The sequence below is a fragment of the Brachyspira hampsonii genome (genome assembly GCF_001746205.1).
Taxonomy (GTDB): domain Bacteria; phylum Spirochaetota; class Brachyspiria; order Brachyspirales; family Brachyspiraceae; genus Brachyspira; species Brachyspira hampsonii_B.
The window spans coordinates 1-24,040 of sequence record NZ_MDCO01000010.1 but is presented as its reverse complement, the minus strand read 5'-3'; the positions used below and the strand labels follow the sequence as shown (position 1 = coordinate 24,040).

Annotated in this window: 18 protein-coding genes and 3 pseudogenes; 7 read left to right on the top strand and 14 right to left on the bottom strand. The window is 27.5% G+C overall.

Annotation, left to right across the window (positions count from 1 at the left end):
- Window positions 1-89: 89 nt before the first annotated feature.
- Window positions 90-725, top strand: coding sequence for an NAD(P)-dependent oxidoreductase (locus BFL38_RS07735; protein WP_069726519.1), 636 nt, complete (start codon window positions 90-92; stop codon window positions 723-725).
- A 99-nt stretch (window positions 726-824) separates the two neighbouring features.
- On the opposite strand, the gene BFL38_RS14645 is transcribed toward BFL38_RS07735, so the two are convergent.
- From BFL38_RS14645 to BFL38_RS07715, 5 genes are all read right to left on the bottom strand, one after another.
- On the bottom strand, window positions 825-995 hold the full coding sequence (locus BFL38_RS14645; protein WP_256097238.1) for a hypothetical protein: 171 nt from the start codon (window positions 993-995) through the stop codon (window positions 825-827).
- A gap of 60 nt (window positions 996-1,055) precedes the next feature.
- Entirely contained in the window at window positions 1,056-1,403 is a 348-nt protein-coding gene (locus BFL38_RS07730) for an immunity 51 family protein (protein ID WP_069726518.1), read from the bottom strand.
- A 326-nt stretch (window positions 1,404-1,729) separates the two neighbouring features.
- Entirely contained in the window at window positions 1,730-3,001 is a 1,272-nt protein-coding gene (locus BFL38_RS07725; RefSeq protein ID WP_069726517.1) for a tetratricopeptide repeat protein, read from the bottom strand.
- 374 nt (window positions 3,002-3,375) lie between these two features.
- The gene (locus BFL38_RS07720) at window positions 3,376-4,239 is read right to left on the bottom strand and encodes a tetratricopeptide repeat protein (RefSeq protein WP_069726516.1); all 864 of its coding nucleotides are present in this window, start codon (window positions 4,237-4,239) and stop codon (window positions 3,376-3,378) included.
- A gap of 14 nt (window positions 4,240-4,253) precedes the next feature.
- Entirely contained in the window at window positions 4,254-5,666 is a 1,413-nt protein-coding gene (locus BFL38_RS07715; RefSeq protein ID WP_069726515.1) for a fibronectin type III domain-containing protein, read from the bottom strand.
- A gap of 194 nt (window positions 5,667-5,860) precedes the next feature.
- Here BFL38_RS07715 and BFL38_RS07710 point away from each other — a divergent pair, with 194 nt between their 5' ends.
- Window positions 5,861-6,502 carry an ankyrin repeat domain-containing protein gene (locus BFL38_RS07710; protein WP_069726514.1) on the top strand — a complete coding sequence of 214 codons (642 nt, stop codon included), beginning with the start codon at window positions 5,861-5,863 and terminating at the stop codon, window positions 6,500-6,502.
- A gap of 67 nt (window positions 6,503-6,569) precedes the next feature.
- On the opposite strand, the gene BFL38_RS07705 is transcribed toward BFL38_RS07710, so the two are convergent.
- Together BFL38_RS07705 and BFL38_RS07700 are read right to left on the bottom strand one after the other, a co-directional pair.
- Window positions 6,570-8,042, bottom strand: coding sequence for a 4Fe-4S dicluster domain-containing protein (locus tag BFL38_RS07705; RefSeq protein WP_069726513.1), 1,473 nt, complete (start codon window positions 8,040-8,042; stop codon window positions 6,570-6,572).
- A gap of 494 nt (window positions 8,043-8,536) precedes the next feature.
- Window positions 8,537-9,151, bottom strand: coding sequence for a lysophospholipid acyltransferase family protein (locus BFL38_RS07700; RefSeq protein WP_176720560.1), 615 nt, complete (start codon window positions 9,149-9,151; stop codon window positions 8,537-8,539).
- Between the two features lie 247 nt (window positions 9,152-9,398).
- On the opposite strand from BFL38_RS07700, the gene BFL38_RS07695 reads away from it, so the two are divergent.
- Both BFL38_RS07695 and recN read left to right on the top strand, forming a co-directional pair.
- The gene (locus tag BFL38_RS07695; RefSeq protein ID WP_069726511.1) at window positions 9,399-10,268 is read left to right on the top strand and encodes an NAD(+)/NADH kinase; all 870 of its coding nucleotides are present in this window, start codon (window positions 9,399-9,401) and stop codon (window positions 10,266-10,268) included.
- Window positions 10,268-11,983, top strand: a complete 1,716-nt coding sequence (recN, locus tag BFL38_RS07690; protein ID WP_069726510.1) for a DNA repair protein RecN — start codon at window positions 10,268-10,270, stop codon at window positions 11,981-11,983. Before BFL38_RS07695 ends, recN begins: the two co-directional genes overlap by 1 nt.
- Window positions 11,984-12,039: 56 nt before the next feature.
- Here the strand turns inward: recN and BFL38_RS07685 are convergent, their stop codons facing one another.
- The 5 genes from BFL38_RS07685 to BFL38_RS07665 all read right to left on the bottom strand — a co-directional run bounded on the left by BFL38_RS07685 (window position 12,040) and on the right by BFL38_RS07665 (window position 18,416).
- The gene (locus BFL38_RS07685; RefSeq protein WP_256097226.1) at window positions 12,040-13,161 is read right to left on the bottom strand and encodes a sugar ABC transporter permease; all 1,122 of its coding nucleotides are present in this window, start codon (window positions 13,159-13,161) and stop codon (window positions 12,040-12,042) included.
- Window positions 13,162-13,163: 2 nt separating this feature from the next.
- Complete coding sequence (locus BFL38_RS07680; protein WP_069726509.1) at window positions 13,164-14,678, bottom strand: ATP-binding cassette domain-containing protein; 1,515 nt, start codon at window positions 14,676-14,678, stop codon at window positions 13,164-13,166.
- Between the two features lie 109 nt (window positions 14,679-14,787).
- Window positions 14,788-15,813 carry a D-xylose ABC transporter substrate-binding protein gene (gene xylF / locus BFL38_RS07675; RefSeq protein ID WP_069726508.1) on the bottom strand — a complete coding sequence of 342 codons (1,026 nt, stop codon included), beginning with the start codon at window positions 15,811-15,813 and terminating at the stop codon, window positions 14,788-14,790.
- Window positions 15,814-15,840: 27 nt separating this feature from the next.
- Window positions 15,841-17,154, bottom strand: coding sequence for a xylose isomerase (gene xylA, locus BFL38_RS07670; protein ID WP_069726507.1), 1,314 nt, complete (start codon window positions 17,152-17,154; stop codon window positions 15,841-15,843).
- Between the two features lie 116 nt (window positions 17,155-17,270).
- The gene (locus tag BFL38_RS07665) at window positions 17,271-18,416 is read right to left on the bottom strand and encodes an ROK family protein (RefSeq protein WP_069726506.1); all 1,146 of its coding nucleotides are present in this window, start codon (window positions 18,414-18,416) and stop codon (window positions 17,271-17,273) included.
- Between the two features lie 194 nt (window positions 18,417-18,610).
- Between BFL38_RS07665 and BFL38_RS07660 the strand changes: the two genes are divergently transcribed.
- The 3 genes and pseudogenes from BFL38_RS07660 to BFL38_RS07650 all read left to right on the top strand — a co-directional run.
- On the top strand, window positions 18,611-20,164 hold the full coding sequence (locus BFL38_RS07660; protein WP_069726505.1) for a xylulokinase: 1,554 nt from the start codon (window positions 18,611-18,613) through the stop codon (window positions 20,162-20,164).
- 575 nt (window positions 20,165-20,739) lie between these two features.
- Window positions 20,740-23,016, top strand: coding sequence for an ankyrin repeat domain-containing protein (locus tag BFL38_RS07655; RefSeq protein ID WP_083249404.1), 2,277 nt, complete (start codon window positions 20,740-20,742; stop codon window positions 23,014-23,016).
- A 58-nt stretch (window positions 23,017-23,074) separates the two neighbouring features.
- Window positions 23,075-23,389, top strand: a pseudogene (locus tag BFL38_RS07650) (PD-(D/E)XK nuclease family transposase); the annotation flags it as partial.
- Between the two features lie 12 nt (window positions 23,390-23,401).
- Here BFL38_RS07650 and BFL38_RS14640 read toward each other — a convergent pair.
- Together BFL38_RS14640 and BFL38_RS07645 are read right to left on the bottom strand one after the other, a co-directional pair.
- A pseudogene (locus tag BFL38_RS14640) lies at window positions 23,402-23,548 on the bottom strand (cell surface protein); the annotation flags it as partial.
- Window positions 23,549-23,728: 180 nt separating this feature from the next.
- Window positions 23,729-24,040, bottom strand: a pseudogene (locus tag BFL38_RS07645) (variable surface family protein); the annotation flags it as partial.

The window sequence follows — 24,040 nt, the reverse complement described above, 5'->3', positions numbered from 1 at the left end:
ACAACTAAATCATGTTATTATAATTGTAATAATAGCTATTACAACTCTTTAATTAAAGAAAATATTTTATATAAAAAAGGAGAATTAAAATGAAAATTGCAATAATAGCAGCAAACGGAAGAGCCGGAAAATTAATCATGAATGAGGCATTAGAAAGAGGGCTAGATGTTACAGCCATAGTAAGAGATAAAACAAAAATAAATAATTCAAAAGCAAAAGTTATAGAAAAAGATTTATTCGATTTGACAAAAGATGATTTGAAAGCATTCGATACTGTAGTAAGTGCATTCGGAGTGTGGGAGGAAAAAGAACTTGATAAGCATTCATTAGTTATGGAGCATTTATGTAAAATACTAGCCAATACCAATATTAGATTGATGGTAATAGGAGGTGCTTCAAGTTTATATGTAAACAAAGAGCATACTATGATATTAAAAGATACTCCTGATTTTCCAGATATTTTTATGGGTGTAGCTGTAAGCTCTATCAAGGCATTTGATATATTAAAAAGTAAAAAAGATGTTTTATGGACGTATATATCTCCTTCTGCTGATTTCCAAGCTGACGGAGAAAAAACAGGACAATATAATATAGGACATAATGAATTACTTTTTAATTCTAAAGGTGAAAGTGCTATAAGTTATGCTGATTATGCTATAGCTTTTGTTGATGAGATACAAAATAAAAAATATTTAAATCAGCAAATAACATTCTGTTCAAAATAATATTGATAACGAAGTTAATAGAGAAATACAATATTATCTATTAACTTCTATTATATAATATTAACCAGCAATAAAAACCAAAATATATATAAAAAACTATCAAAAATTATTCAAAGCCTCATCATATTTTCCAACATTATTATATGCTCTAGCAAGAAGACTAAAAAGTTCTATATCTCTTTCATCTTCTGCAATAGTATTTATAATCTCAATAATCTTTTCATGTTCATCATTTTCATGCAGCTGATTGATTTTTTCAATTATGTTCATTATGTTTCCTTTTAATATTTTTTATTATTTTATTTCAACAGTATAATAAAATATGAATGTTTAATCAAGTTCAGCCCTAGAAAATAAATCTCTTATCAGTTTATCATCTTCACATGCCTCTTTAAATGATAAAGCAAATTTCTTTAATGCCTCAGTATCACTGCTGTAAGCACAAAACATACTTGATTCAGAATCAAAATCAATAATGCCTTTTAAATCTGGAGCTTTTTCTTCTAAAAATACTATAGCTAAAGACTGCCAATCATACCCTCCTCCTTCAAAGCCTTCATCTTCTCTTTCTTCAAATATTTCTGCTTTATATTCTCCAACATTTAAACATAGAGAAGCACTATTTTCATGTTCTACAAAAAAGAATGGTTCTATTTGTTTTTCAAAATCATTTTTCATTTTTAATTCCCCCTTAATTAAATTTACCATACGTTCATAATATTCATATCAAAACTTTACTGCAATAATTAAAATGTTTAATCTTTTAATACTCTAAAATTATAAATAACAAAATATTAACAATAAATATTTTACTCCTAAACTTTAAATAAGTTTAGAGTTTAGAGTTTAGAGTTTAGAGTTTAGAGTTTAGAGTTTAGAGTTTAGAGTTTAGAGTTTAGAGTTTAGAGTTTAGAGTTTAGAGTTTAGAGTTTAGAGTTTAGAGTTTCTCTTTAATCTGTTTTTATATTATATCATTAAAAATGTATTTTGTCAAATTATCAAAATTAGTTATGTACTTTTTTCAAAGCTTCTTCCTTATTCTGTTTAGCCTTTTCATAATTTGAATCTATCTCTATGGCTTTATCATAATCATTTATAGCTTCTTTATATAAACCCATACTATATTTTGTAAATCCTCTATTATTATATGCATCAGCCAATTTTGGATTTAACTCTATAACTCTATCATAATCTTTTAAAGCTTTTTCATAATCTCCTAAACTATAATATGAAAGACCTCTATTATAATAAGCATTTATATTATTATTATCCAATTCTATTACCATATCATAATCTTTTACAGCATCATTATGAAGCCCCATATTATTTTTAGTAATTGCTCTATTATAATATGCGTCAATATATTTAGGTTCGATATTAATTGCTTTACTAAAATCTTCTAAAGCATCTTCATATAATCCTAATGCACTTTTTGCATTTCCTCTATTATTATAAGCATAAAAATATTGAGGCGATAATTCTATAGCTTTATCATAATCTGCTATTGCATCTTCATAAAGCTCTAAATTATATTCCGCTGTTCCTCTATTATTGTAAGCATCAGCATATTCATCGTATATTTCTAATGCTTTATTTATATCTGTTATAGCCTCATTATACAACCCCAATCCTATTTTGCATGCACCTCTATTATTATAAGCATAAGAAGAACTATTGGAAAGTTCTATAACTTTATTATAGCAGCTAATAGCCTCTTCATAAAGCCCCATACTCCTTTTAGCATCTCCTATTCCATTATAAGCATATACTTCTGTATCATCTAATTCCAATACTTTTTTATAATCTTCTATAGCTTCAATATATTTTTTTGACATTAATTTTATGAATGCCCTATCTATATAAGCATCTATATTATTACTATCTAAAATAACAGCTTTATCAATATCTTTTAGTGCCTCTTCATATAAGCCTAAATTACCCTTAGCATATCCTCTGTCATCATAAGCCCTTGAATGAGTAGGTACTAACTCTATAACTTTATCATAATCTTTTATAGCTGCTTCATAAAGTCCAAGATTACATTCACAATTTGCCCTATTATAATAAAGTTCTCCGTAGTTTTCATCTATTTCTATACCTTTACTATAATAATTAATAGCCTCTTCAAAAAATCCTAATGCCTGTTTAGAAAGACCTAAATAATTATATATTTCAGAATTATTACAATCTTCTTCTAATGCTTTAATAAATAATTCTGATGCTTTCGCAAACTGAGTTTCTCTAAATAATTGCAAACCTTCTTCAAAATATGACATATGCCTTCCTTAATTAATAAAAATTGTTTATTATTGCTAGCTATAAACTCGCTTAAAAGAGCTGACAACTAAAGTTATCAGCTGCTCGTTTATAGCTTTAAAATTAGTATTAATTATAATTTATAAATAAATACTTTGACAAGTAAACTTGTCAGAGACACATAATTATTAAATTGAAATATAAAATAAAATAATATTTTTGCAAGAAATTTTATATTATATTTTTGTATTTTTTATTATAAAAATATCATACACACAAATAAAAAATTTATTTTATAAAATAGATATAGAAAAATTTATTAAGATATTAATCTAAAATTAAATTATATATAGGATATATAATAAAAATATAAAAGCAATACTAACAACTTATATTATGAAATGCAAACTTGCTCTTCATAAACTTCTTTAGCTTTAGAATAAAATTCAGCAGCCTTTTCATAATTTCCATCAATAAATTCAATATTGCCTAAATGGAAATAATCACTAGATTCAGGATTTTCTTTTATTTTATTTGTATACTTTTCTCTGCTTTCTTTTAAATTAGGATAATTATCTTTTAGAGTTTTACTTCTAAGGTTTTTAAGAGCTAAAACTTCAGGAGTATCAACAGGATACATAGCCAAAGCCTGCAAATACATATTTTCTGCCTTTTTATAATCTTTAATTTCATGCAAACAAACACCATAATAATGATAATCATTATGATCAGCCAATTTATTATCTACTAATATCTTATAAAAATTCATAGCTTCTTTATAAAGTTTATTTCTAAAGAAGTAATTAGCCATATAAACTAAAGCAACCCTATCTTTGGAATTGATTTTAAGTACATTTTTAGCAGCTTCCAATCCTTTATCTTCTTCCTTAAGAAGAGTACATAAAGATAAAAATTCATAATAAGGATCAAGATTTGATGAAGTATATAAAGTAATTCCTTTTCTATAAAGTTCAAAAGCCTCTTCAAGTCTATATTCTTTTTTAGCAATAGCCCCTAAAATAAAATAGGCTTCTGCCGCCATCCAATATTCCAGAAAAGTATTTAAAAATATTTTAGCATGATCATAATCCCCATTTTCAAATAAAGAAACAGCTACTTGTAAATATGCCTTCATATCATCAGAAGTACTTAATCTCATACTTCTTTTCAAAGCTTCTATAGCTTCTTCATTTACTCCTTTCTTTAATAATTCTTCGGCAAGATTACTTAATTTCATTGCTTTAGTATTAGTAGACACGTTCATACTCCTTTTTATTGAATTGGTCTTACATAAACTTCTTCAGAAAAACCACTTTCTATATTTCCGCCCTCTCCGCCTATAGCTGTAATGGTAAAATAATAAACCTTTCCTTCTTCAAGTCCTTCTATTGTATATTCATGTACATTCTCTATTACTATAGGTGTATATTGTGCTTCATTATATTCACCTGACTTAGTTCCATAATAAATTTTATATCCTGATATATTTTCATGAGAGCCATTCCAACTTAGCATAACAGAAGTTCCGCTTACAACATTAGCTCTTAAATTAGACGGCACCAAAGGTTTTTCAGGATAATGATAATCTATAGAAACATTATTCAATATAGGTGTAACATTTCTATCAACATTACTCTTCAATACCGCTCTAAGCTGAATATATCTAGTCATTGTATTTGTCATTATATTTGTATAATTTTTTAAAGTCTCCCAAGCTATATTAACATCTTCAGGAGCAAAATAATAATCTGAAGTTCTATAATACAAATCTATATAACTTCCATTTGTAGAATTTCCAACATAATTTATTGAGTCAATAAATGTATTTATATTTCCAAAATCTATAACTTTACTTATTATCTCTCCGTCTGAAGTATAATTATATAAATTAAAAATCTGCTTATAACGAGGTGTAAAATAGAAGGCATCTAATCCGCCTATAAAACCATTTCCTAAATATAGAGGATCCAATTTTATATTATCAAACTCTATATTATAAGGAGAACCTGTTGCATCTCCGGTACTAGTCAAATATACAACCTGCTCTTCAAGTCCGTCTATATATTTCACTAATTTTCCTGTAGAGGCATTGAAACTTACGCTATGATGTCTCCATTCATTTTCTTTCAAATATTCTCCTTCAGATAATATAACATTTGTATATACTCCATTATAGGAAAATAGATTATTAAACTGCCAAACTAATCTGCCATTAACAATATTAGCTTTTATACCTGAAGATTTTGTAACACCATTTTCATTATATATAGCAGTTTTTGATAATACCTGAGAGTTCATTCTTATTTTATAAGGATTCAAATAAAACTCCAAAGTAAAACTAGTCATAGTATCATCAAAATTATGGGTACCATCTCCTACATAATAATCTATTTTTACATAAGATTTAATGTTATGGAAGAATATGGCATCTCCGCCATTAGCACCTTTTATAGCTTTAATGTCTTTACTATATATAAGCCCCTGTAAAATACTAGAATCAAGAGCCGTATCGCCTTTTAGATAATTAAGTGCCGAGTCGCTATCGCTCAATATATAACTATTAGTAATATTATTTAATGTAGTATAATAAATATTATTTGTGTTTGAAAAAACATCATAAACAGCAGCATTTAAATTAGCTGCAAAATATAAAACAAAAGCCATTAAAAAACATATATAATGCATTTTCAAGTCCCAGTTATTATTATAATTCTTTAATACTTATTCGGATATTTTTTAAATATCATTATTAAAAATATAATAAAAACCATAATGTATGTTTATATAGTTGTAAAAACTATAATTAAACTATATTAATAAAACTAATTAAAAAAAGATTTGTTATATAAATAAATAATAAAAATATACTAGGAGCGATTATGAAATTGTCATTTGTATTTGCATTTACTTTATATATAGGCAGTATTTTATTGGCTGATACAAGAATAGATTTTTTTTCTGCTGTAAATAGCGGAGATATAAAGTCTGTAAAAGAATATATAGAAATGGGAATAAATATAAATTTACAAGATGAAAGAAAAAGAACTCCTTTAATGATAGCTGCATATAAAAATGATATAAAAATGGTTAAACTTTTAGTTGATAATGATGCAAATGTCAATATACAAGACGAGAAATTGAATTCTCCTTTTCTATATGCAAGTTCGAGAGGAATGCTTAATATAATAAAACTAATATATAAAAAAGCTGATACAAGAAATGTTTTAAATATTTTCGGATCAAATGCATTAATATTAGCATGCGAAAAAGAGCATTTAGGAACAGTAAAATTTCTTCTTGAAAACACTGATATAGATGTTAATCATATTAATCACCTATCATATACAGCATTATTAGAAGTTACCATTGTTGGAAATGACAGTTTAAATTATGCTGAAATAGTTAAGATTCTATTAGAACATGGAGCCGACAAGACTATTAAAGATAAAAACGGACATGATGCTCTATATTATGCCAAAGCAAGAAATTTAAAAAATATAGAAAAACTATTAGCGGAATAATAAAAATAAAGGCAAAAGCCTAAAAAATAAGACTTTTACCTTTATTTAATAGTTTATTAAAAATTAATTAATCTTTTTTTACTTCAGTACCTGTAGAAGCATATCTCTGTAATTGAACAGCAGCAGCCTTAGGATTTTTAACTACGCAAGGACCGCCTACACAGCCTCCATTACAAGCCATAACTTCAACAAGATTAGGAGTAGCATCTGTCATAGGAGTTTCTCCTGACTGAACTTTTCCATAACCTTTTAACTGTTTCATACCCTCTTTATCAAGTCCGTTAATCACAGCAGCTTTTAATTTTTCAGGGTGTTTTAATCTTACTTTAACAGCCTCAGCCACACCGCCGCTCATAGCATATTTTCTTCCTGAAGCAGTAGGAACAGTTTCTATATCCAAATCAGGCTCTTTTGATACATCTGTACCTGTAGCTATAAATAAAGCATCAAGCTCTTCCATAGATAAACCATAATCTACTAACTCATCATCTAAACCTTCTCTTCTCTTTGCAAGACAAGGTCCTATAAATACATTAATAGCATCAGGATCATCTTTATGCATCATTTCAGCCGTATAATGCATAGGGGTTCTAGTCTCAGATACGCAAGGAATAAGTTCAGGTACATGCTTTCTTACCGCTTTTACATAGGCAGGACAGCATGAAGTGGTCATTAGTTTATCCCCTCTTTCCATTCTCTCTTCAAACTCAGCAGCCTCTTTATCCGATGTAACATCTGCTCCCAAAGCAACTTCCCATACCTTATTAAAGCCTATTTTTAATAAAGCACTTTTTAATTGTCCCGGTTTAGCATTAAATTGAGAAGCTATGGCAGGAGCATACATTACATTAACCTTTTTATCCTCTTTTAAATGCTTTAAAACATCTATAAGCTGACCCTTATCCATCATAGCACCAAATGGACATTCTCTCATACAATTTCCGCAGAATATACATTTATGATAATCTATTACTTCTTTGCCATACTCATTTTTATTAATAGCTCCAACAGGACAAGACTCCTCACAAGGAACAGGTATATAAATAATAGCATGATAAGGACAGTTTTTTAAACATAATCCGCAGTTAATACATTTACTGCTGTCTATATGCGCCCTTTTTTCATCTAATATTGTTATAGCATCTTTAGGACAATTAACTATACAAGGTCTAGCTAAACAAGCCTGACATGCATTAGTTACCATAAAATTAGCCCTTACACAAGCATTGCAAGCCTCATCAAGAACTGTGAGCATAGGCCAAGTAGGTTTATCTCTTTCTAATGCTAATTTAGCATATCCGGATAATGGTATTCCGCTATCCTCTTTACCCTCAACACTTATTCCAAGTCTTGCCATAATTCTATTTTTTATTATCTCTCTGTCATTGTGTATACAGCATCTTATAGATTTGCTATCTCTAGGTATTATCTCTATAGGTAATCTATCAATATCTTCTACAAGCCTGTCTTCAATAAACATTAATGCAATCTTTACCAAGATATCTTTTTTTAACTGAGAAGCGTTATTATTAATATTCAATTTTATACTCCTAATTTTTTAAGTGATTTTTGGTTTAATATAAACGCATAATTCATATAATTATAATACGAAGATTATTTTTTTCAAGTATAACATAAAAATAATATATACATTTTAACCTCTTATTATAGAATAAAAACATTTATTAGTATATAAAACTCTTATTTCTATATATTCTATAAAAATATCTGTATTCCTAATAATAAAGTTGTTTCAAAACTAATTTTATTTATTAATTGCAAAATTACGCATTTGATAATATCTAATTATTATTTTGCATCCTTTCTCTATTCCGCAAAAATCCTACTTTAATGCCTGTATGTAAAAAGATTCTATACTAGACAAGCTCGTATACGCTTTGCAAAATAGTACATGTTTATATACTAAAATAGTAATTTATATAACATATAAAACATTATATATTAATTTAAAAATTAAATAATTCTATACTTAATCTTATCAAGTGCTTTTCAAACAAGTCCAATAGTCAAAACTTAATTTGATATTAATTTATCTCTTAATTCATTATAATTTTTACTCATAATATCATACCAATAATCCAATTTATCATTATCATCACCATTTATATCTTTAAAATAGAAAGGCTCTAAAAATCTCACAGTTATCTTTTTAAATGGAACAATCTTAATACTTCTAGCTTTCATAATATCTCTAGTACCATATATAACAACAGGAAGAACAGGTATATCTGAGCATCTTTCTGATATCTTTAATATTCCCCTTTTAGGTTTTTTGACTTCTCCTGTAGCACTTCTTGTTCCTTCAGGATAAATAACTATACTTATATTATTTCTTAATCTGTTTTCCATATCATATATAGATTTTACAGCACCAACCGTACCTCTTTTAACAAATATATAATTGGCAAGAGACATACCAAAACCAATTAAAGGTACTTTTCCATAAGTATCCTTTGATACAAATGCAAAAGAATTTTTAAATATACTGAAGCATGCAAATATATCAAAAGCACTTTGATGATTAGGAGTTAATAAATAAGTTTTATTAGGATCATAATTTTCTTTTCCTTCTATATCAAAAGAAATAAATGCCATTTTCATAAGCATTCTGCCCCAAAATTTAGCCATAGTATGAACATATTGCGAAGCTTTTCTCTTAGAAAATAACCTGATAAAAGGATAAATTGAAAAGGCAGCAATTATACACAATAATGTAAAAATAAAACTTAATAAAAAATAAATTAAACTAAATAATATCATAATAAGTAGTTTATTATAAAAATAAAAAATTATCAATATACAACTTGATATATTAATAACTGTTTGTTATAATTAATGAATATTTTTTTATTTTTAATTAAATTAATTAATAATTATGAATAACAGTAAAAAGCAACAAATAGGAATCATAGTTAATGTTCTTAGAACTGATACTGATGGAATTTTAAAAAAAATAAATACTATAATTAAAAAATATAATATAGAAGCTATAATAATAAATTATGATATATCATCTTACAATAATGTAAAAAAAGCGGCAAAAGAATTAAAAAATGTATCAATGCTGATATCTATAGGCGGAGATGGTACATTGCTTTCAGCTTTAAAAATAGCAATAAAATATGATATATCAGTTCTTCCAATATATAACGGTACATTAGGTTTTATCTCAGAAATACCCCCTGAAGAAGCATATTTAATATTAGAAGAATATTTTGAAAATAAAAAAACATTATATGAAATAGAACCTAGAACATTATTATCTATAAGTGTTTATTCAAAAGAAAAAGATACATATAGGGAACATCTTGCTGTTAATGAGTTAGTTCTAAGTAAATGCGACGGCAGAGCAATACATATAAATATTATAATATCAGGTAAACTAATATCTTCAATAGTTGGAGATGGCGTTGTAATAGCAACCCCTACAGGTTCAACTGCTTATGCTTTAAGTGCAGGCGGACCTATACTTGCCCCAACCATTGATGCTATGTCTTTTGTACCTATAGCACCTCATTCATTAACTTTCAGACCGCTTGTTATTCCTAAACATGATAATATAGAATTGGAATTGACACAAAAATCATTAAAGGCTATGATAACAGTAGACGGATATGATATATGTCAATTTAAAAATAATGATAAAATAAAAGCAAAAATAAGTAATAAGAACTGCTATATATTTCAAAGTGCAAACAGGCTATTTTATGATATACTTAGGAATAAACTTAATTGGGGTAGATAATGCTTAAATATCTCGAAATTAGAAATTTTGTCTTAATAGATAAATTAAAAATAAATTTCAGCAGCGGTTTCAATGTACTTACAGGTGAAACAGGTGCTGGTAAAAGCATTATAATCAGTGCATTAGAGCTTATAACAGGTGAAAAAGGTTCTACTAGAATGGTTGGAGCTAATGGCGACAGATTAATTGTTTCAGGAAATTTTTCTCTGCAGTCATCTGCAGATATTGTAAAAAATAAATTAAAAGAATGGAATATAGAAATAAATAATGATGAGCTTAATATAAAAAGAGAAATAACAAAAGACGGAAAAAGCAAATCTTTCATCAATAATGTAGGTGTTAAAGTAGCCGAATTAAAAGAACTTGGAGATTTAATAGTAGATATACATGGACAGCATGAACATCAGTCTCTTTTTAATCCGGCAAATCATTTAAACTTTTATGACAGTTATTTAAATATTGATGAAAAGCTTGAAAATTATAAAAATCATTATAATAAACTTATAAAATTAATAAAACAGTATAATGAAATATATCAAAATAAAAATAATATTTTAAAAGAAAAATCTTTTTTAGAATATGCAATAGATGAAATAGAAAAGGCTAAATTAAAGCCAAATGAAGATGAAGATATAAAAAATGATATTACAATGATGTCAAATGCCGAAAGCATAGCTTCATCGCTATCTTCTATTAATAAAGATATATTTGGAAGCGAATCAGGAGCTTATATAAAATTAACTAGAAGCATTTCGGCATTACAAAGCATATCAAAATATGATAATAGACTTTCAGATATTGCATCGCAAATAGAAGGCATAACATTAAATCTTGAAGATATAAAAACTGTTTTAACTGAAATAAGATCCAAAACCAAATTTGATCCTGAAGAACTTCAATCTCTTAATGAAAGACTTTTCTTCATTAATAATTTAAAAAAGAAATATGGTTCTAATATAAAAGAAATAATATCTTATGCCAAAGAATCCAAAGAAAAATTAGAATCTCTAAATTTCTCTGAAGAGGATATTGAAAACTTAAAAAAAGAAATAGAAGAATTAAGAAAAAAAACTTCCGTACTTGCAAAAGAAATATCTGATATAAGACATAATAGAAAAGAAGATTTTATAAAAGCAATAGAAAATGAAATGAATGATTTAGGAATGTCGTCTACAAAATTTGATGTTGAAATAACTTTAGATGAAGATGATGATGGTATACTTAATATAGACGGTGCTAATATAAAGGCTAATTCTACGGGTATTGATAATATAGAATTTATAATAGCACCGAATAAGCAGAGTATGTTTCAGCCTCTTAGAAAAATTGCTTCAGGAGGTGAGATATCTAGGATAATGCTTTCACTAAAAAATGTACTTTCTTTAGGAGATTACTCTGAAACATGTGTATTCGATGAAATAGATGTAGGTGTTGGAGGAAGAATTGCTGAAGTTATAGGCGAAAAAATAGCTGCTTTATCAAAAAGAAAACAGGTGCTTAGCGTTACTCATCTAGCACAAATTGCAATATATGCTAATAATCATTTTAAAGTTACAAAAAATGAAGGCGATGATATTGTTACTTCAACTATTGAAGAGCTTGATGACAGTATGAGAGTTAATGAAATAGCAAGAATGATAACAGGAAAAGAAATCACAGAAGCAAGCATAAAACATGCCGAAGAAATGCTTGAACATGCCAAAAATAATATTTAAATGATAAAAAATTAGAACAGAAATAAATTAGATATTTCTGTTCTAACTAGAAAATATTAATTAGATTTATTTTTAGTGGCAATATCCATCCAAACAGCCAATAGTAAAACTATACCTTTAATGATATTCTGCCAAGATGAATCTAGTCCTATAATACTCATACCATTATTCAAACTAGCTATTATTAAAGAACCAAGTAAAGCACCAAGTACAGCTCCTGTACCTCCGCTTAAACTTATTCCTCCTATAACACAAGCTGCAATAGCATCTAATTCACTATTAACACCTGTTGAAGGTACTGCAGAAGCTAATCTGGCAGTATTTATTATACCAGCAACGGCAGCTATAACGCCATTAACAGTAAATACCATAAATATATATTTTTTTATATCTATACCAGAATATTTACAAGCCTCTGAATTACCGCCTATAGAATATACTATTCTTCCATAAACTGTATTATTGGATATATAAGAAGCGATAACAGTAATAATCATCATAATAATAACAGGTAAAGGAATACCCCTATATCCATTCATCCAATAAACAAATATTGAAGAAATTACTATTATAAAAGCTAAATTCATTATCAAAGATTTCTTTTCACTTTTATTTCTGCTATGAAGCAATTTATTCATATTAGATAATATCAATATAATTATAGAAATAATCAATATTATCCAAGCTGCTATAGGAGAAATATTTCCGTTTCCTATATAATTAAAATGATTATCTTGTATTGCTAATGTCTGTCCCTTTGTTATATATAAAACAACTCCTCTATATGCCAATAATCCTGCTAATGTAACAATAAAAGCCGGTACTTTTCTATATGCACACCAAAAACCATTGATAGCACCTATTATTAAACCAAATATTAATGTAATAGCTATAGCCAAAGGTGCATTTATATCACTTCTTAATAAGATTCCGGATATAGCCCCTAGTAAACCTAACATAGAACCAACTGATAAATCTATATTTGAGGTAATAATTACGAATGACATCCCTATAGAAAGTATACCTGTAATACTCATCTGTCTGAATAAATTTGATATATTCCTAGAAGATAAAAAACTTCCTGAGGTTATTGCACCAAAAAAACCCCAAAGAATAATAACTATTATAAATAACATGAATAAATTATATTTTTTTAAAAAGTTTTTTAATCTGAACATTATTATTCTCCTATTGCTGCTGTCATTATTGTTTCTTGAGTTAATCCATTATTATCTAATGAGGCTTTTATTTTACCTTCATGCATAACTATAACCCTATCGCTTAAACCGAGTATTTCTGGTAATTCTGAGGATATAAGTATCACAGAACATCCCTCCTCTACTATAGAAAATATGTATTGATATATTTCATATTTTGCCCCTACATCTATACCTCTTGTAGGCTCGTCTAATATTAATATTTTAGGATTAATTAATAGACTTTTTGCTAAAACACATTTTTGCTGATTACCTCCGCTTAAATTCTTTATAGGAAAATCTAAACTAGGTATCTTAATAGAAAGCTTTTCTTTATAATTTAAAGCTGCTTCTTTTTGTAAATTTTTATCTAAAATACCCCTTACTGCATAGTTTTTAATAGTAGAAAGAACTATGTTGTTTTGCACACTATCATTTAAAATTACGCCCTGAGTTTTTCTTTCTTCAGGAACAAAACCTATTTTTAAATCTACAGCATCTTCTGTCTTTTTTATATTAAGTTTCTTTCCATATAAGTAACTTTCTCCTACATAATCACCGCTATAAGCTCCATATATGGCAGAAAGAAGTTCGGTTCTTCCGGATCCTACTAAACCTGAAAAACCTAATATTTCTCTTTCTCTTAGGAAAAATGAAGCATCATCAACTTTTTTTATATTTGAATTTACTTTATCATATAAAGTATAATTCTTAGCTTCAAAAATTATATCTCCTATTTCTCTGCTTCTTCTAGGTATTAAATTATCTATACTTCTTCCAACCATCATGGATATAATTTTATTGCTATTCATTTCAATAGTTTTTCCGCCGCCTACACTTTTACCATCTCTTATAACTTCTACACTGTCAGTAACAGCTTCTATCTCATCTAATTTATGACTTATATATATGGCACTTAAACCATTTTCTTTAAGTGAAAATATTATTTCTATAAGTTTTGAAATTTCTTTTTCTGTTAACGAAGATGTAGGTTCATCAAATATTAATATATTTGCATTTTTTAAAATAGCTTTTGCTATTTCTACCATCTGCTGTTCGCCTGTACCTAAATCTTTTATTTTAGATTCAGGATCTATATTAGGTGCTATAACGGATAAAGCCTCTTTAGCTTTTATATACATTTCATCTTTATTTAGAATACCGAATTTATTAATAAAATTTCCAAGAAATAAATTTTCTACAACATTCATTTCAGGTATTAAATTAAGCTCCTGATGTATAATAGCAATACCCGCACTTTCTGCATCTTTTATGCCGTTAAATCTCATTTCTTTACCATTAACAAATATACTTCCATCATAAGTACCAAAAGGATATATTCCGGATAATATTTTCATTAATGTAGATTTACCAGCCCCATTTTCTCCGCATAGTCCTAATATCTCCTGTTTCCTTAAAGATAAGGATATTCCAGATAATGCTTTTACACCGGAAAAACTTTTATGTATATCTTTCATTTCAAGAATGCACTCTTGCATAGATATGTTCCCCATTAATTTAATATTACTGCTAAAATAATTGATTACATAAATTTATTTTAGCAGTAATTTTATTATTATTTTATAACCCAAACTTTATAATTTATAATTAATTCCCATAAACATCTTCTTTTGTAGCCCAACCATCAGCTATTACAGTAGAATCTAAATTATCTTTTGTAACTTTGATTGGTTCAATATAAAATGTATGAACATCTTTATAGCCATTATTTAATGAACTGTTGCTTAATGCTTGCTCTCCTTTAGCTAATGCTACAGCTGCCTTAGCACATTCTTTAGCTATTAAATGTATAGGTTTATAAACTGTAACAGCCTGCTCACCTCTAGCTATTCTTTGTAAAGCTGCTAAATCAGCGTCTTGTCCTGAAACAGGTACTTTTCCTGCTAATCCTTGAGCTTTTAAAGCCTGAACAGCTGCACCGCCTATAGCATCATTAGCTGCTACTATAGCAGTAACATTATTATTCTGAGCTGTTAACATATCCTCTATTATTTGTAAAGCAACATCAGGAAGCCAATCTCTTGTAGATTGTTCGCCTATAAGTTCTATATCTCCGCTGTCTATATAAGGTTTAAGAGCATCCATAGCACCTTTTCTGAAATATTGAGCATTATTATCAGTAGGAGATCCTCCTAAATAATAAAATCTTCCTTTATTAGTAATTTCCAATATACCTTCTGCCTGCATTCTTCCAACTTTTTCTAAGTCAAAAGTTACATAATGTGCTATATCGCAATTATTTATCATTCTGTCATAGGCTAATGTTGGTATACCGTCCTGAGATGCCTGCATTATAGCTGGAGAAAGACTATTTCCGTCATTTGCTATAACTACTAAAACATCAACATTCTGTGCTATTAAATTTTCAATATCAGCAAGCTGTTTAGTAGCATTTCCATCGCTTGAAATATAAATAACTTCAGCACCCAAACTTTCAGCTTCTTTTACAAAATAATCTCTATCTTTTTGCCAACGCTCAAGTCTCAAGTCATCTAAAGATAAACCTATTTTGATTTTATCCCCTCCTTTATCAGCTGCTGTATCAGATGCTTTATTTGAACATGATAAAGCAAATAGAGATAAAGAAATTAAAATGGCTATGATTTTTTTCATAATGATGTCTCCTTAAAATTATTATAATTATAAATTATATATAAATTGATTTAATTTGGCTTCAAGTAATTCCTGATTTCCGCTAGGAAGTTCTTTTTCTTCTAACTCTAGTGCATAATTATATAATTCTTCTAATGAAGTTGATTTACTTTCTATTTTTGCACCGATTCCGCTATTATAAGAACTATATCTTTCTTCTATAAATTTATCAAAACATCCATCTTTAACTATTTTGTCAGCTATTCTTAAACCCCAAGCTAAAGTATCCATTCCAGCAATGTATGCATACATTAAATCGTCCATAGTATGAGATGGTCTTCTTACTTTAGCATCAAAGTTAAATCCGCCGTTTTTTAATCCGCCGTTTCTTATAATCTCTACCATCATTAATACAGCATCATATACATTAGTAAGGAACATATCTGTATCCCAACCCAAGAAAGTATCTCCATAGTTAATATCAACAGAGCCCAATTTTCCATGATTTCTAGCAACCTGCATTTCATGCTGCATAGTATGTCCTGCCAAAGTGGCATGATTGACTTCTAAATTAAGCTCAAAATATTTATCCAAATTATAGTGATATAAGAATTCTAAAGTAGCAGCAGCATCAAAATCATATTGATGTTTTGTTGGTTCTTTTGGTTTTGGTTCAATGAAGAATTGTCCTTTAAATCCTATTTTTTCTTTATATTCAACTGCCATAGATAAGAAATAAGCTAAATGATCCAATTCTCTTTTCATATCAGTATTGAGTAAAGTTTCGTAACCTTCTCTTCCACCCCAGAATACATATCCTTTAGCATCTAATTTTTTAGCTATATCCATAGTTTTTTTAGTCTGAGCAGCAGCAACTGCAAAAACATCAGCATAAGGGCTAGTAGCAGCACCATGCATATATCTAGGATTTGTAAATAAAGAAGAAGTAGCCCATAAAAGTTTTTTGCCTGTTTTAGACATACTTTCTGCTACTAAATCTACTATCATGTCTAATTTTTCATTAGTTTCTTTCAAAGTTTTATATTCAGGAGCTAAATCTCTGTCATGAAAACAGAAATAATTCATTCCTAACTTCTGCATAAGTTCAAATCCAGCCTCTACTCTCATCTTAGAAGCCTCTAATGCCTCTTTACCATTCCAAGGTCTGCTTGCAGCAGGAGCACCAAAAGGATCAGCACTTCCGGCAGCTAATGTATGCCACCAACTCATTGCAAAAGGCATCCACTCTTCCATAGTTTTACCTGATATAACTTCTGAAGCATTATATTGTTTGAATGAAAAAGCATCTTTACTATCTTTTCCTTTATAAAACACTTTATCTGTACTTGTAAAATATTCCATTTCTTTACTCTCCGATCATTAATTTAGTAAAATGAGTTTACTTAATAAATAATAAAATCATTTTACTAATTAAATTTTAGTAAAAAAATTAGATTTGTCAAGAAAAAATATCATTTTTAACTAAAAAAATCACTGTCATATATAAAATCAAAAAAATTGATAAGACCTACACCTACTAGAGAAGCTTTATCGCCTAATTTAGATTTTAATAGAAGAACATTGAATTTTGAATAAAAATTATTATTTTCAAATATTTCTTTTTGTATATAAGGGTAAATTCTATCCCAATAATCAGTCATTTTTCCGCTTAAAATAATTTTATTAGAATCATATATAGAAAGCAAACTTCTTATTCCTCTGCCTAAAAATTTGCAGTATTCTTTTATCACTTTTTCACTCTTTTTATCATAACTTTCAAAAAGCTGATTAATATCATCAAAATCGATTTTTTGTTTTTTCATAATATTTTTTAATCCCTCATAAGATGCATATCTTTCAAAGCATCCCCTATTTCCGCAAGTGCAAGGTTCACCATCCATAATAATAGTAAAATGCCCTATTTCTCCAGCTAATCTATGGGCACCTTTTAATAATTTACCATCAACTATTTGACCTCCTCCTACTCCGAAATTGGATATGGATATAAGCATATAATTATTTTTATCAGCTTCTTTTGACAGAAAAAATTCTCCCAATACCGCACTGTTCGCCTCATTCTCCAAAATAATATCCAAATTTAATTCGTTTTCCAAATACCTTATATTAATATTTTCAAGCCCCAAGTTGGTAGCATATAATATATTTTTCCTATCAAAACTAATATTTCCAGGTATTGATATTCCCAATCTTTTTATTTCTTCAGATTCTTTATATTTTTTTCTATAATCATTTATGATAAACAATATAACATTAAAAAAATTATTATTATTAATAGTCTTTTTATACTCTTGATAATTATAATAATTTCCAGCCATATCAACAATAGCTATCTTTACTAAATTAAAATCTATATCTATTGCCAAAGATTTTTTTTTATGAAGAGTTGTTTTCCAAATCTGTGCTTTTCTGCCAACCATACCTTCTGTAAAATTTTCTTTTGTTATAAAATCATTTTTAAATAATATATCCAAAGATTCATTTACAGTAGGTTTTGTAAGTTTCAAACTTTCAACTATATCAATACTTGTAAATCTATCTTTTTTAATGCATTCTTTTAAAATATTTCTTAAAGTTTTTTCTTTTGCTAATACTTGATATTTCATAATTATTAATTAAATGAAAATTATTAATTTTTTCAGATAATATTAAATACTAAAAATATATAAAAATCAATTTCTAAATATAAAGTTTTTTATAATTTAGTATTAAAAATATTGATTTTTTATATATATTTTTATATACTTCAAATATAACAATTTAGTAAAATGATTTAATAAATATTTTCAAGGATAGGAAAATGTATACATTAGGAATAGATTTAAGCACACAGAGTATAACTTTAAGTATTATAAATTGTGAGAACTATAAAAATGAATTAAATATTTCAATAGCATTTAATTCAATGGAAGAAATGAAATATTCAAAAATGAATAAAAATACATTGCTGATAGATTCAAATATCAAAGGAAAATCGGAACAAGATATAAATATATTTTTAGCGGCATTGGATAAATCACTATTACAGCTAAAAGAAAAATTTAATACAAAAGACATAAAAGCAATACAAATATCAGCTCAGCAGCATGGACATGTTTATCTTTCAGAAAAATATAAATCAAATATAGAAAAATTAAAAGACAAATCATCAATAAATAATAGTTTAGCTGAAATATTAAAAGATTCATATTCTTATGATTATGCTCCTATATGGAGAACTTCATGTACTCAGAAAGAGGCTGAAGAATTGAGAAATGCAGTAGGCGGAAAAGACAATATGATAAAAATAACCGCTTCAAATTCTCCGCTCAGATTTACAGGGGCAATAATAAAATACAATTTTGACAACAATCCTGAATTATCAAAAAATACATATAAAATATTTTTATTAAATACATTTATAGCATCAATACTAACAGCAAAAGATAATATACCTGTAGATTTTGGAAATGCTTCAGGAATGAGTTTAATGGATTATACAAAAAGAGAATGGAATAATACTTTATTAAATACTGTATCAAATGATTTAAAAGAAAAATTAGGAAATATAAATGATCCTTCTAGTTTTGCAGGATATATAAGCGAATATTTTATAACAAAATACGGATTTGATAGTGAATGCATAGTTGGTATAGGAAGCGGAGATAATCCTCAAACAAAGGTTTTGTATAAAGGCGATATATTATCATTAGGAAGCAGTTTTGTTTATATGCTAAATATTGATGAAAACAGCAGAGATTATTCCGGAGTATCAAATGCTATGTATGACGGAACAGGAAATCCTTTTATGATATTCTGCCGAACTAATGGTGCTATATTATGGGACGAAATAATGAAATTATATACAAGAGATTATAAAGAAATTACAGAATCTTTAGAAAAAAATATTGATAACATGCCTATAGTACTATGGCAGAAGGAAAATGAATCAGTGCCTATAAGTATGGCATTCCCTATAAAAAGATTCCATGAAACTCCTTCTTTTGATAATGATTATAAAGGCATAGTATTAAGTTCTTTGGGTTTAGTAGCTTTATACTCTGAAAAATTTACTTCCAAAGATAAAATGGATCTTGCTGTTACAGGAGGACCTACAAAAGATAAAGAGATATTAAAAATAATAGCAAATATCTGGAAATGCCCTATAAGAACACTTCCTTCAGGCGGTGCTTCACTTGGTGCTGCTTTATCTGCTATATTATTATTAGGAAAAAAAATTTCATTAGATGATATAAGAAATTCTTTAATTGATAATACAGTAATAGAACCTGATGATAATCTTGCAAATAAATATCATGACTATATGATACTTTTAAAAGAAAAATTTAATGAAATAAATAAAGGTACATTATAAAATAATACAACTGTATTATAATTAAAGCTTTTTTCTATAAGCCATTCTTCTGTATGTATGCATTATTAGTATAATAGCAATGATATATCGGCGTTCCTATAAATGCTGCATTACTATATGTACTATTATATACTCATGCTATTTTTGACCATAATATCATTTCTCTAATTGTATTTATATCTGCACATTACCAATACCTCTTTTGACAAAGCACATAACTATGTATTCCCTTTTAATAAATATGGATCCATATTTAAAATATATTTTGAATTTAATTCTAAAATTCTTTTATTCATAAATTTGAATCTTTTCAGTAAAAGTCATACATCGTACTAGTTTATTTGATATAAAAAGCATGCTTTCATCTATGTTTTTTCATTATTTTTTTCTCTTTATTTTGATAGGTATTATACTTTCGATTATTGTGATAATTTAAATTATGATGAATACACGCTTTTTTTAACTAAAAAGTATGAAATATATTTTAAACATTTTCATAAAGCAAATTTTAATTGACATAAAATAATTATAATTATATAATCCAATTATATACGGCAAGCATTGGATGGGTATATATGAAAAATATTATTTCCATTATTTCTATTTTTGTTTTAATAGTTTTGATAATTTCCTGCAGCAGCAATACTAAACAAACAGAAAATACTCAAACTAATCAAACTCAAACAAATGAACAAGTATATATTAATCCAACAACTACAAATACTAATGAATATGTTCAAGTTACAAAAATGTATCCTATGTATTCTCAGACTTTCTTTTCAGCTGTAAGATATAATAACATAGAAGGAGTTAAATCATATTTAGCTAAAGGAGCAAATCCAAATTCTCAAGATGAATACGGTTTTACAGCATTAATGTACGCTGCTTTAATGGGATATGATGATATAGCAAAATTACTTATAGAAGAAGGTACTGATGTCAATATTAAAGATAATGCAGGTGCTACAGCATTAATGTATGCTGCTAGAAATACAAATTATGAAATGGCTGAATTTTTATTAAAAAATGGTGCCGATGTAAACATTAGAGATACATCAGGAGAAACTGCATTATATTATAGTATTAAGCATGATAGTTTCGGGCAAGAAAATGCTATAAAAATACTTAATTTATTAATAAAATACGGTGCTGATGTAAATACTAAAGACAATGATGGAGCATCTCTCCTTGATGTATCCTATAGAATTTCTTTTGATAAAAATAAAGAAATGTTTAAAATATTAGTTGAAAATGGTTTTGATTTAGAGTCAAGAATAAAGACGGGTATATCTGATTATGATTATGATTATACTCCTTTAATGATAGCAGCTTTAAGAAATGATTATGATATGGTTAAATATTTGCTTGATAAAGGTGCCAATCCTAATACAGCAAATAATGAAAACAAAACAGCTTTAACGATTGCTAATGATTATGGAAAATTTGATATTTCAAAATTACTTATACAACAAGGTGCAAATATAAACACACAAGATGAACACGGTCTTACAGCATTAATGAACGCTGCTATGATAGGAGACTATGAAATGGTTAAATTTTTACTAGAAAATGGTGCCAATATAAATACTAAAGATAATGATGGAAACACTGTATTATATTACAATATTCGCTATGATCATTACGAAAAAGAAGAAAAACTAGAAAATGCTAAAAAAATATTTAATTTATTAATAAAATATGGTGCTGATGTAAATACTAAAAACAATTATGGAGCATCACTTCTTGATACAGCTTATACAACAGAATTGGCACTAAATAGAGAAATGTTTAAAGTATTAGTAGAAAATGGTTTTGACTTAGAATCAAGAATAAAGGGTGGGGAGTATTATTCTCCTGCTGATTATGATTATACTCCTTTAATGATAGCAGCTTTAAGAAATGACTATGATATGGTTAAATTTTTAGTTGAAAAAGGTGCCGATGTAAATGCTAAAACACATTCTGAACATAGCTCAGTAGAAACTCCCCTATTACTCTCATTAGATAATGAACATCCTGACTATAGATATTATTATTATAAAAATGAAAATTCATCTGCTGCAGAATTTTTAATAAATAATGGTGCAGATATAAATGTAACAAATGAGGATGGAGAGACACCTTTAATGTATGCTTCCAAAGTTCATAATATAAAAGTGGTAGAACTTCTAATACAAAAAGGTGCAGATATAAATGCTTTCAATGATTATGGAAATACAGCCTTAATATATGGTGTAAATAATTTAGAAACAGTAAAATTATTAGTGGAAAATGGTGCTGATATAAACTTTTATAAAGGAGGAAGTACTGCTTTAATATCAGCATGTGAGTATAGTCATGAAAGAAATATAGATGTAATAAAATATTTAGTTTCAAAAAATGCCGATATAAATGCCCAAGATAATGAAGGAAACACAGCTTTAAATAAAACTCTTGATACTTCAGGTGAAGGCAGTATTGATATACTAGACTTTGAAATAGCTAATTTTTTAATAGAGCAAGGTGCTGATGTAAACATAAAGAATAAACGAGAATATACTCCTTTGATATATCTTGGTATGGGTGAAGGTAATTTTAATAATAAAAGTTTTCAGAAATATCGTATAAAATTAGCTGAAGTTTTATTAGAAAAAGGTGCAGATATTAATGCTCAAGATTATAATGGATACACTTCTTTAATGTGGGCTTGTACAAGAAAATCTAATGAATCATTTGTTAAATTTCTAGTAGAAAAAGGAGCCGATGTAAATATAGAAGATGACGATGGAGATACTGCTTTAGATATGGCAGAGTATTTTAAACTTAGAAAAATTGCAGGTATTCTAAAAAAAGCTCAAAGAAATAGAAATTAAATTTTGATGATTAAACTTGTAACTTTATATTTATATTATAATTTAGTATAATAAAGTTATGAGAGATATTAATGTTTTAAATGACTATTTTGTGAGATATCTATTCTCATCACCAGACAGTAATTTAATACTGCTTGATTTTATTAACTCTACAATGCTCGATTCTAATATGAAAACTTTTAGGTCAGTAGAAATACTCACACCATTTAATTATAAGGAAAATTATGAGGATAAAGAAACAATAGCAGATGTTAAATGTATAACTCAAAATGGTACAGTTGTCATTATAGAAATACAGTTACAAGGTAATTCAAGATTTCCAGAACGCATATTATATTATTGGGCTTCAAATTATAGTAAATTATTAAAACATTAATATTTCTCATAAAAATCCTAATTGATCCATTCTAGCTCTAAACTGATTTCCATCTGTAAGAAAATCAATCCAGTCGTCCTGGTCTCCATACATAGCTAATGCTGATGCACTTGCAATAGTCAATAGAGCTATGGCTGTTAATAAAATTTTTTTCATCTTATTTTCTCCATAAATATTAAATGTTTTTTATTCATTATATTATATAGTAATATTTTTTAAATGTAAATATTATTTTGATTTCACTCAATTTGCTGTAAAATTGATAAAAAATTCAAATAAAAAAAGGAGGGGTTTAAGCCCCCCTTATAAGTTATATATTCTCTAGTCAATTACTAATTAATTGAAAGCAGGTAAATACCAAGTTATACCTGTAGTAGTTTCAAAGTATACAGGAATACCGCTTCCTATGAAAGTATTATTTACTGTAGAACCTTGTTTTGTTCCGCTGTTATTAACATCCATCTCGAAGTACCATTCTAAGTCTTGAGTAGGTCTGATATAAAGCTCTGTATAAGCTCCCCAAGCTAAGCTATGTTTTACTTTAGGATCAGTAGTTCCGCCATAGTTAGCAGTTAGTTTTCCATCATAAGTAGCAGTATAACCTAAAGAAGGTTCAACATATAAAGTAACTATATCTTTTTTTTTTTT

Bases quoted from the DNA above. Each gene is read 5' to 3' on its own strand.
- recN (WP_069726510.1), top strand. From the start codon at position 10,268: ATGCTTAAATATCTCGAAATTAGAAATTTTGTCTTAATAGATAAATTA.
- BFL38_RS07680 (WP_069726509.1), bottom strand. From the start codon at position 14,678: ATGCAAGAGTGCATTCTTGAAATGAAAGATATACATAAAAGTTTTTCC.
- BFL38_RS07730 (WP_069726518.1), bottom strand. From the start codon at position 1,403: ATGAAAAATGATTTTGAAAAACAAATAGAACCATTCTTTTTTGTAGAA.
- BFL38_RS07685 (WP_256097226.1), bottom strand. From the start codon at position 13,161: ATGTTCAGATTAAAAAACTTTTTAAAAAAATATAATTTATTCATGTTA.
- BFL38_RS14645 (WP_256097238.1), bottom strand. From the start codon at position 995: ATGAACATAATTGAAAAAATCAATCAGCTGCATGAAAATGATGAACAT.
- BFL38_RS07655 (WP_083249404.1), top strand. From the start codon at position 20,740: ATGAAAAATATTATTTCCATTATTTCTATTTTTGTTTTAATAGTTTTG.
- BFL38_RS07660 (WP_069726505.1), top strand. From the start codon at position 18,611: ATGTATACATTAGGAATAGATTTAAGCACACAGAGTATAACTTTAAGT.
- BFL38_RS07715 (WP_069726515.1), bottom strand. From the start codon at position 5,666: ATGCATTATATATGTTTTTTAATGGCTTTTGTTTTATATTTTGCAGCT.
- BFL38_RS07665 (WP_069726506.1), bottom strand. From the start codon at position 18,416: ATGAAATATCAAGTATTAGCAAAAGAAAAAACTTTAAGAAATATTTTA.
- BFL38_RS07695 (WP_069726511.1), top strand. From the start codon at position 9,399: ATGAATAACAGTAAAAAGCAACAAATAGGAATCATAGTTAATGTTCTT.
- xylF (WP_069726508.1), bottom strand. From the start codon at position 15,813: ATGAAAAAAATCATAGCCATTTTAATTTCTTTATCTCTATTTGCTTTA.
- xylA (WP_069726507.1), bottom strand. From the start codon at position 17,154: ATGGAATATTTTACAAGTACAGATAAAGTGTTTTATAAAGGAAAAGAT.
- BFL38_RS07710 (WP_069726514.1), top strand. From the start codon at position 5,861: ATGAAATTGTCATTTGTATTTGCATTTACTTTATATATAGGCAGTATT.
- BFL38_RS07700 (WP_176720560.1), bottom strand. From the start codon at position 9,151: ATGGCTAAATTTTGGGGCAGAATGCTTATGAAAATGGCATTTATTTCT.
- BFL38_RS07725 (WP_069726517.1), bottom strand. From the start codon at position 3,001: ATGTCATATTTTGAAGAAGGTTTGCAATTATTTAGAGAAACTCAGTTT.
- BFL38_RS07735 (WP_069726519.1), top strand. From the start codon at position 90: ATGAAAATTGCAATAATAGCAGCAAACGGAAGAGCCGGAAAATTAATC.